This is a genomic window from Chryseobacterium sp. ERMR1:04, assembly GCF_001297705.1.
In the GTDB taxonomy this organism is placed as follows: Bacteria; Bacteroidota; Bacteroidia; order Flavobacteriales; family Weeksellaceae; genus Chryseobacterium.
The window spans coordinates 147,760-157,304 of sequence record NZ_LIRF01000009.1 but is presented as its reverse complement, the minus strand read 5'-3'; the positions used below and the strand labels follow the sequence as shown (position 1 = coordinate 157,304).

8 protein-coding genes and 2 rRNA genes are annotated in these 9,545 nt (G+C 34.9%); 8 read left to right on the top strand and 2 right to left on the bottom strand.

The annotated features are described in order from the left end of the window. The 3 genes from AMQ68_RS23470 to AMQ68_RS25170 all read left to right on the top strand — a co-directional run. Positions 1–922 (top strand): 23S ribosomal RNA (locus AMQ68_RS23470); the annotation flags it as partial. Between the two features lie 207 nt (positions 923–1,129). After that, positions 1,130–1,237 (top strand): 5S ribosomal RNA (rrf, locus tag AMQ68_RS23465). A gap of 1,012 nt (positions 1,238–2,249) precedes the next feature. Continuing rightward, positions 2,250–2,441: a hypothetical protein gene (locus tag AMQ68_RS25170; protein ID WP_123905774.1), complete on the top strand. Its 192-nt coding sequence runs from the start codon at positions 2,250–2,252 to the stop codon at positions 2,439–2,441. A 57-nt stretch (positions 2,442–2,498) separates the two neighbouring features. On the opposite strand, the gene AMQ68_RS23455 is transcribed toward AMQ68_RS25170, so the two are convergent. Beyond that, positions 2,499–4,127, bottom strand: coding sequence for an acyl-CoA carboxylase subunit beta (locus AMQ68_RS23455; RefSeq protein WP_054513031.1), 1,629 nt, complete (start codon positions 4,125–4,127; stop codon positions 2,499–2,501). A gap of 412 nt (positions 4,128–4,539) precedes the next feature. On the opposite strand from AMQ68_RS23455, the gene AMQ68_RS23450 reads away from it, so the two are divergent. The 3 genes from AMQ68_RS23450 to AMQ68_RS23440 are packed head-to-tail and all read left to right on the top strand — an operon-like array spanning position 4,540 to position 7,269. Beyond that, complete coding sequence (locus AMQ68_RS23450) at positions 4,540–5,415, top strand: DMT family transporter (protein ID WP_054513030.1); 876 nt, start codon at positions 4,540–4,542, stop codon at positions 5,413–5,415. 20 nt (positions 5,416–5,435) lie between these two features. Next, complete coding sequence (locus AMQ68_RS23445) at positions 5,436–6,515, top strand: PorV/PorQ family protein (protein ID WP_123905773.1); 1,080 nt, start codon at positions 5,436–5,438, stop codon at positions 6,513–6,515. A gap of 10 nt (positions 6,516–6,525) precedes the next feature. Further along, the gene (locus AMQ68_RS23440; protein WP_071254961.1) at positions 6,526–7,269 is read left to right on the top strand and encodes a hypothetical protein; all 744 of its coding nucleotides are present in this window, start codon (positions 6,526–6,528) and stop codon (positions 7,267–7,269) included. A gap of 84 nt (positions 7,270–7,353) precedes the next feature. On the opposite strand, the gene AMQ68_RS23435 is transcribed toward AMQ68_RS23440, so the two are convergent. After that, a complete protein-coding gene (locus AMQ68_RS23435) occupies positions 7,354–7,923 on the bottom strand; it encodes a fasciclin domain-containing protein (protein WP_054513027.1) in 570 nt (189 codons plus the stop codon). 265 nt (positions 7,924–8,188) lie between these two features. Between AMQ68_RS23435 and AMQ68_RS23430 the strand changes: the two genes are divergently transcribed. After that, the gene (locus AMQ68_RS23430; RefSeq protein WP_241775202.1) at positions 8,189–8,698 is read left to right on the top strand and encodes an RNA polymerase sigma factor; all 510 of its coding nucleotides are present in this window, start codon (positions 8,189–8,191) and stop codon (positions 8,696–8,698) included. Between the two features lies 1 nt (position 8,699). Further along, entirely contained in the window at positions 8,700–9,518 is an 819-nt protein-coding gene (locus AMQ68_RS23425; protein WP_054513025.1) for an anti-sigma factor, read from the top strand. Positions 9,519–9,545: the final 27 nt, after the last annotated feature.

Sequence of the window (9,545 nt, the reverse complement as noted above, 5' to 3'; positions counted from 1 at the left end):
AGTTCCGACCTGCACGAATGGTGTAACGATCTGGGCACTGTCTCAACCATGAGCTCTGTGAAATTGTAGTCTCGGTGAAGATGCCGAGTACCCGCAATGGGACGAAAAGACCCTGTGAACCTTTACTATAACTTCGTATTGACTTTGAGTAAGTAATGTGTAGGATAGGTGGGAGACTTTGAAGCAGGCACGCTAGTGTTTGTGGAGTCAACGTTGAAATACCACCCTTTACTTACTTGGAGCCTAACTTCTTTTAGAAGGACATTGCGTGGTGGGTAGTTTGACTGGGGTGGTCGCCTCCAAAAGAGTAACGGAGGCTTTCAAAGGTACCCTCAGCACGCTTGGTAACCGTGCGTAGAGTGTAATGGCATAAGGGTGCTTGACTGTGAGACCTACAAGTCGATCAGGTGCGAAAGCAGGACATAGTGATCCGGTGGTTCCGTATGGAAGGGCCATCGCTCATAGGATAAAAGGTACTCCGGGGATAACAGGCTAGTCTCCCCCAAGAGCTCATATCGACGGGGAGGTTCGGCACCTCGATGTCGGCTCGTCACATCCTGGGGCTGGAGAAGGTCCCAAGGGTTGGGCTGTTCGCCCATTAAAGTGGCACGCGAGCTGGGTTCAGAACGTCGTGAGACAGTTCGGTCTCTATCTATTGCGGGCGTTAGATGTTTGAGAGGGCTTGATTCTAGTACGAGAGGACCGAATTGAACAAACCTCTGGTGTATCAGTTGTTCCGCCAGGAGCACCGCTGAGTAGCTACGTTTGGAAGAGATAAGCACTGAAAGCATATAAGTGCGAAACTCGCCTCAAGATGAGACATCTTTTAAGGGTCGTTGGAGATGACGACGTTGATAGGCTACAGGTGTAAAGTTGGTAACAGCATAGCCGAGTAGTACTAATTACCCGTAGATTTATTGCCTATTAAAAGGAATAAATATAATCATCAAATGAGTAATCATTAATATTACATTAAAAACCTATCTCAAGAATTGCTAGCAAGTGCAAGAAAGGTTTTGTCTTTGTGACTGTTTTTATCGATAAAATAAGGTATCAGGAAAAAGGTATCAGGATTTAGCGTAATGCTAAGGCCTAACCCCTAATCCCTCGAACCTTCATATAACGCCTTTAGGGTGGTTTTAGCGGTGGGGCTCACCTGTTCCCATTCCGAACACAGAAGTTAAGCCCACCAGCGCCGATGGTACTGCGAAAGCGGGAGAGTAGGTCGCCGCCAGTTTTTATTTAAAAGTCTCATACATTTATTTGTATGAGACTTTTTTTTGATACATACCCAAAGAAATTCCACAACCCAAACATCTTAATATATGAATAATAAGTAATAGGCAATGGGTAATAAGAAATCCTAAGTCATGCTGGCATTGCGAGGAACGAAGCTAGCCTGTGCTGAGCCTGTCGAAGTAATCTCTTTAACAATCTCAAAAGCCTCCCGCTCTTTTTGTCATCCTGGAAGGATCTCAACTATTCCTTTTAAATCATTTTATTGCATTTACACTTAGACCAATAATCATCTATTCTTTCTTCATTCATTCATTAAAAAATCTGCTTGATCTGCTAAATCTGCGAGAGATTTTTATCCTCAAACTTAAGGCTTCTATCGAACGAAGTAAAGCAATCTCTTTTTATCATATTAAATGTAATCAGTAAAAACACAACTTGATTATACATTGTCTCCGACTCATTTAGTTGTAGATTTTTTTGTTTGTTGTTGAGTTAAGAGGTATAAAAAATGAGATATTGAAACATGGTTTTCTGGTTGTTATAACAAACCTAACAGGTTTTTAAAACCTGTTAGGTTTATAGAGTGGAAAGATTCGAATCTAGATCCCTACGGGATGACAAACTGAGGGGTGATTTTGCGATAAGAAATGAAAATCAGACGGAAACGCTAGCCCTGATAGCAGCGGTTACCCCGCAACATGGAGTTGAAAAAGGTGAGGGTTTAAGCGTTGGAGCGCGTTGGCGTGAGGAGTATGAGCGGATAGCAGGAAATAGCTCCTGAAAAATAGGAAAACTTGAGCTACTACTATTTGTTGAAATTTTAAAGACTTTGAATTTATCTACTTAATTTTATTTTCTATTTTAGTTTGTTATGTTTTGTGAATCTATTAGTTATAAAAATAGTATAATTATTGGCGTTAAAATTCACTATGTATTGAAAAATTAGTATATTAGAAAAGCGTTATCCGAAAAGCTTAAATAGAGTAGGAAATATTAGAAACTAAGATACTATGAAAAATCTAATTAAGATTTCAAGAGAAAGTTTAAAATCACTTAAAGGAAATGGAAATCCTATGTGCCCGGATGATCCTGCTTTTATGCAGTGTTATAGCAATCCAGGTTTTCCAAATGGGTTTTGTGTGACCAGATACAGATGTTGTATTATGCTTGGAATGAGTCCGGAAGAGTGCAAAGACTATTAATAAAATGGCTATCTCAAAATCTGAGATAGCCATTTATTATTTTATAAAATAAATTTATCAAACCTGTATAACTCCCAAATTAAACTTCTCTGTAATAGGAGCATTATTTGCAGCTTCAATACCCATAGAAATCCATTTTCGGGTATCTGTAGGATTGATAATGGCATCTGTCCAAAGCCTTGCCGCAGCATAACTGGATTCTGTTTGTTTTTGGTATTTTTTAGAAATGCTATTTAAAATTTCATCACGTTCTTCTTTAGTGATTTCTTTCCCTTGCTTTTTCAATGTGGACTCTTGAATCTGCGCTAAAACTTTTGCAGCTTGAGATCCACCCATTACGGCTAAATCTGCCCAAGGCCATGCAACAATTAATCTTGGGTCATAGGCTTTGCCACACATTGCGTAATTTCCTGCTCCATAAGAGTTTCCTGTGATAATTGTAAACTTAGGAACGACAGAATTAGAAACGGCATTTACCATTTTTGCTCCGTCTTTAATGATTCCTCCTTGTTCAGATTTTGAACCAACCATAAAACCAGTAACATCCTGTAGGAAGACTAAAGGAATTTTTCTTTGATTACAGTTAGCAATAAATCTTGTTGCTTTATCGGCTGAATCTGAATAGATAACTCCACCAAACTGCATTTCTCCTTTACCGCTTTTTACCAATTTTCTTTGGTTAGCAACAATTCCTACAGACCAACCATCAACTCTGGCTGTTGCACATATAATTGTTTTACCATAATCTGGCTTATATTCTTCATATTCAGAATTATCAACCATACATTTAATAATTTCCAATGTATCATATTGATCTGCTCTTGAAACAGGTACGATTCCGAAAATATGATCTGGATTTTCTTTTGGTGGAAAACTTTCAATTCTATCGAAGCCTGCTTTTTCAGTACTTCCGAGAGATTTCATGATGTTTTTAATTCTATTTAAAGCGTCTTTATCATCTTTAGCTTTATAATCTGTAACTCCTGAAATTGAACAGTGGGTAGTAGCTCCACCAAGCGTTTCGTTATCTATCGTTTCTCCAATAGCAGCTTTTACCAAATAGCTTCCTGCTAAGAAAATAGAACCTGTCTTCTCAACAATCATGGCTTCATCACTCATGATAGGCAAATAAGCACCACCAGCAACACAACTTCCCATTACAGCAGAAATCTGAATGATTCCCATAGAGCTCATCTTAGCATTATTTCTGAATATTCTTCCGAAATGCTCTTTATCAGGGAAAATTTCATCCTGCATTGGAAGATATACTCCTGCAGAATCTACCAAATAAATAATTGGAAGTCTGTTTTCCATGGCGATTTCCTGAGCTCTCAGATTTTTCTTTCCTGTAATTGGAAACCAAGCTCCAGCTTTTACAGAGGCATCATTAGCAACCACTAAACATTGTCTTCCAGAAACATAGCCCATAACAACTACAACACCACCAGCTGGGCAACCGCCGTGCTCTTCGTACATTTCATAACCGGCAAATGCACCAATTTCTATGGAATCTGAATCTTTATCAAGAAGATATTCAACTCTTTCTCTTGCCGTCATTTTTCCTTCATCACGAAGTTTTTGAAGTCGTTTTTCGCCTCCTCCTTTTTTTATTTCAGCAAGTCGTCTATTTATTTCGGATAGTTTTAATCTGTTTTGATCTTCTCGCTTGTTGAATTCAATATCCATAAATTTTAATTTTTTACGGCTAAAGATACTATTTTTAAAAGGATTATGAATTTAAATAAAACAAGCGTTTAATAGATTGGTTTTCAGAATTTTGTGAAACATTTAACACAAAAATATTTTAAATGGCTGATATTTTTTCTAACTTTACAACAGAGTTATAGGGATAATATTCTCTATAGAATACTCTAAGTTCCTAGTTTATTTTTTTAATAGTTTATTATTTGAAGGCCCTGAACGTTGAACAAACTTTCAGGGTTTTTTATGAATGCACGTTCTTTTCAAATAAAAATGAATTCGGTATCAGTATCTTTTATAATTTATTAAATTTAATTGAAGTAAATCTGTATTTTTTATAAGATTTGTAAAAGCCTATTTGTAAATTTGCCTATTTAAAATTAAAAGAAGATAGGATATGCAAAAATTAGCGCTTTTTAGATTACACTTAATTGTTTTTTTGTGGGGATTCACTGCAATTCTTGGAAAACTAATTCATGCTAATGCAGATATTCTTGTATTTTACAGAATGCTCTTCGCTGCTATTTTTTTATATGCTTTTATTAGAATCTACAAAAAAGAAAGTATAAAGGTTTCTAAGAAAATATTTTTCCAGCTGGCAGCAATAGGAGTTGCCATGGCGTTGCATTGGTATTGCTTCTTTTATTCCATTAAAGTTTCTAATGTTTCTATAGCGTTAAGCTGTTTATCATTATCAACATTATTTGCCTCCATTTTAGAACCTATTATTTTTAAGAGAAAGATCGATATCTCAGAAGTCCTCATGGGAGTGGTAATTGTTTCCTGTATTTTATTGATTTTTAAAACAGAGTTCCAATTTAAGGAAGGAATTATGTATGGTGTTTTATGTGCCATTTTTGGAACTATCTTTTCTGTTTTTAATGGGAAGATGTTTGGTAAAACGACGTCTGGAAACATTATTTTTTATGAAATATTCTGTGGATGGCTCGTTTTATTGATATTTTATTCATTGAGTGGTCAAATTTTTCAGATGAATGAAATAAGTTATAGAGATATTGCGTTAATATGCTTATTAGCGAGTGTTTTTACAGCTTTTCCGATGCTGGAATCGGTTAATCTAATGAAATATATTTCGCCCTTTACATTAATTTTAACAGTTAATTTAGAACCAGTCTACGGAATTATACTAGCTTTTTTTATCTTTGGAGAATCAGAACAGATGAGCCCTGTTTTTTATATAGCATCAGGTGTTATGATACTGGCAATCATTGCAAATGGATTAATAAAAGCCAGAAAAACAAAAAAACTTTAACTAAGCATCAAACTTATATGATGAAAAAATATTTTTTACTTGCTTCTTTCGTATTATTTGGGACTTCTCAGGCTCAAATAATAAGGAAATATTCCAATGAATTTCTAAATATCGGAGCAGGAGCCAGAGGTCTCGCGATGGGTGGAGCTGTAATTTCCAATCAGGATGATGTATATTCCCCAATGTGGAACCCGGCAGGTTTAATGGCGATAGAAAGAGACTGGCAAGGAGCAGCAATGCACGCAGAGTATTTCGAATCGATTGCTAAATATGATTATCTGGCCTATGCAAAAGTACTAGAAACAGGTGTTTTCGGAGTCTCAGTGGTAAGATTGGGAATTGATAATATTTTGAATACGACACAATTGATCGACCCCGAAGGAAATATTGACTACGATAAAATAACTAAGTTTTCACAGTCTGATTATGCCGCAATTATTTCTTATGCTTTTAATCCTGCAGGAAATACGAAATTGGATATCGGAGTAAATGCTAAAATTGTTTATAGAAATGTAGGTAAATTTGCAAGTGGTTATGGATTTGGGTTTGATGTAGGGGCAATCTATAAAGCAGATAATGGGTGGAAATTCGGAGGGATGCTTCGAGATGCAACTACTACTGTTAACTTTTGGAGTGTTAACCAAAAAGAACTTTCTACGATTGTAGATGGAGTAGAATTTAACCCTGCACCAAAAGATAAAATGGAACTTACGATGCCTAAACTAAATGTTGGTGCGAGTAAGGTTTTTAATATTAATAGCAGCATTTATGTTTTACCAGAAGCAGGTATTAATGTAGATTTTGCGAAAACCGCGGCTCTTGTATCAACAGATTTTGCAAGTATTACGCCTTATGCAGGAGCGGAATTGGGCTATCAAAAAATGATCTTTGTAAGATTAGGAGTCAACAGATTTCAAAATATTACGGATATTGAAGACTTAAAAAGAAAAGTATCTTTCCAACCAAGTGCAGGTATCGGTATTAAATATAGAGGTCTTACGTTAGATTATGCCATTACAAATTCAGGAATTGGAGGATCTAATTTCTATTCAAATTTCTTCTCCCTTAAATTAGATATGGGAACGTTTAGAAATGATTAAAATTTTAAAAATGAAAAAACTATCAATACTTATTCTTACAATTTGTTCAATCATTGGTTTTGGGCAAAAAGTTTCCGATTATAAATATGTTTCTATTCCTGGGAAATTTTCCGATTTTAAAGAAGATTTTGGATTGGCGAATTCTGTAACTAAGTCATTAAAAGCTAAGAAATATATAATTATCCCCCAAGGTCAAAAAGAATTATGGCCAATAGAAGCTAAAGAGAATCCCTGTAATGTTCTTAGTAGTAATTTGTTAGATGATAGTGGCTTTTTAAGAAATAAGGTATCATTACAATTTAAAGATTGTAATGATAAAGTTATATTACAATCAAAAGGCAGCTCAATTATTAAAGAATTTGAAGAAGGTTTTCAGGATGCCTTAAAGCAAGCATTAGTTGCAGTTCCTGTTTCTAATCCAATTGTTATTGTTGCACAGAATGAAACGACAACTTCTACGAATAATAATAACTCAGTTGTTTCTTCACAAGTTGTAGAAAGCAATGGGGGAAAATACAGTAATGGAAAACTGGATGTACAGAAAGTACAAATAGATAATAATCATTTTATTTTAGTTAAGCCAAATAGTTCTATACCTTTTGCTACTTTTAAAGCAACAACAAAAAGAGATGTTTTTAGAGTAAAATTGGAAAATGGAGATCTTACGATTGGCTATTTTGAAAATGGAAATATTATCATTGAAATTCCTCAGGCCAATGGAGAATATGCTAAAGAAATTTTTTCTGGCAAGTAAAATTTTTTCCTCAAAAAATAAACAAAACAAACCCCTTATCAAATCTGATAAGGGGTTTTATAATAATATTAAACCATAAAAAAATTAAGGCATTAAAACAGTGTTAATTACATGAATTACACCATTAGACTGATTAACATCAGATATTGTGATTTTTGCGCTGTTTCCTTTAGCATCTGTAACATATAGATCTTTTCCTTTGGTCCAGAAAGTAACATCTTCACCTTCTACTGTTTTCATCATGCTTTTTCCGTTTCCGGCTTTTACTGCAGCCCAAATATCTTTAGCGCTGTATTTTCCTGCAAGAACGTGATATGTTAAGATTTTAGTAAGAGTCGCTTTATTTTCAGGCTTTACCAAATTATCCACTGTTCCTTTTGGAAGCTTTGCAAATGCTGCATCTGTAGGAGCTAATACCGTGAAAGGACCTTTTCCTTCTAGCGTTTCAACTAAGCCAGCTGCTTTTACTGCTGCTACCAACGTTTTATGATCTTTAGAATTTACAGCGTTTTCAATGATATTTTTTGAAGGATACATTGCTGCTCCACCTACCATTACTGTTTTTTCTTTCATTGCCTGTGCAGTTACATTTCCACTGAAAGCAAATGATAAAGCTACCATTCCTAAAACTGCGATTTTTGATCTTGTATTCATTTTTTTGATTTTTTAAATTAAATATTGTTTGATTTCTTATTCTTACCTACCATTTACGAGGTGGATTCTATTTTAGATTTAAAAACTATTTTTTTTGTGTAAATAAATTTTTCGGGGTTAATAAAAGCCTCAATAAATTCCATAATCATTTACGATGTAAAAGATTTTTTAGTTTTAGTTTATTTTACGGTTTATTTTATTACATTTGACTTGAAAAATATTCGTTATTAAAACAAACTATTCGGAAGAGGAACTTATCGTTTTATTGAAAGATAAAAACGAAGCTGGTTTTCATTATTTGTATGACCATTACTCCGGCGCGCTGTATGGTGTGATATTCCGAATTGTACAATCAAAAGAATATACAGAAGAAGTTATTCAGGATGTTTTTGTAAAAATCTGGAATGCCATTCTTCAGTATGATGCTAGCAAAGGAAGATTTTATACCTGGATGATTAATATTGCCAGAAATACGGCAATAGATTATTTAAAATCAAAAGGTTTCCAAAACGAGCTTAAAAACCAACCACTCCCTGATTTCGTATATAACAGTACAGAGCTTTCAACGACTAATAAAACATCCGATTTTATCGGGTTTAAAAATGTGCTTGAAGGTTTGGAAATTGATAAGCAGGAGCTTATAGATCTGGCATATTATCAGGGGTATACTCAAAACGAAATATCCGAAAAACTGAAGATACCGCTAGGTACGGTGAAGACGAAAATGCGGAATGCATTGATAAAATTAAAGGATTTATTAAAAGATTATCAATAAATTGAACACTAAGGAATACATATCATCCGGAATTTTAGAATCTTATATTCTAGGCTTTGCTTCTCCCGAGGAGGCAGGTATTTTGGAGTGTGTGATGAAGAACAATGCTGAAGTAAAAGTAGCTTTTGAAGAAGCTCAAAAAACTTTGGAAGATTTAGCGACGGCTCAGGCTGTGACTCCTCCAAATGATTTAAAATCTAATATTTGGAATAAAATTCAGCAGGAGCAGCTTGTTGAAGAAATAAGGCCCGTAGTTTCAGAATCAAAATCAGATCTGAAAGTTCAGGATGATGTAAAAGAGATTACAACTCAGAAAAGTTACAGTTGGAAAACCTGTGCTGTTGCAGCATCTGTACTGTTTTTAGTGAGTGTTGCAGGGAATTTATTCTGGATGAATACTCAATCTGAAAATAAAAAGGTCATTACAAAACTAGAGACAGAGAAACAATCTCAGGATTTAGCCCTTCAAAAAATGCAGGAAAAATGGCAAATGTTGTCAGGACCGGATATGCAGATGGTGATGTTGAAAGGAGTAGAAAAACATGCTGATTCTAAAGCAATGGTTTTCTGGGATAAAAAATCTAAAGAAGTCTACTTAAATGCAGACAGCCTACCAAAAGCTCCTGAAGGAATGCAATATCAGCTTTGGGCCATTGCGGACGGTAAACCTGTAAGTGCAGGAATGTACTCAGAAGATAAAGACAGTAAAATTGCTCTTGCCAACATAAAAAATGCTCAGGCTTTTGCTATAACTCTTGAGAAAAAAGGAGGAAGCGAAACGCCGACTATGGAAAATATGTATGTAATGGGTGAAGTTTAATATTCGTATTAAATGATAATATATAAA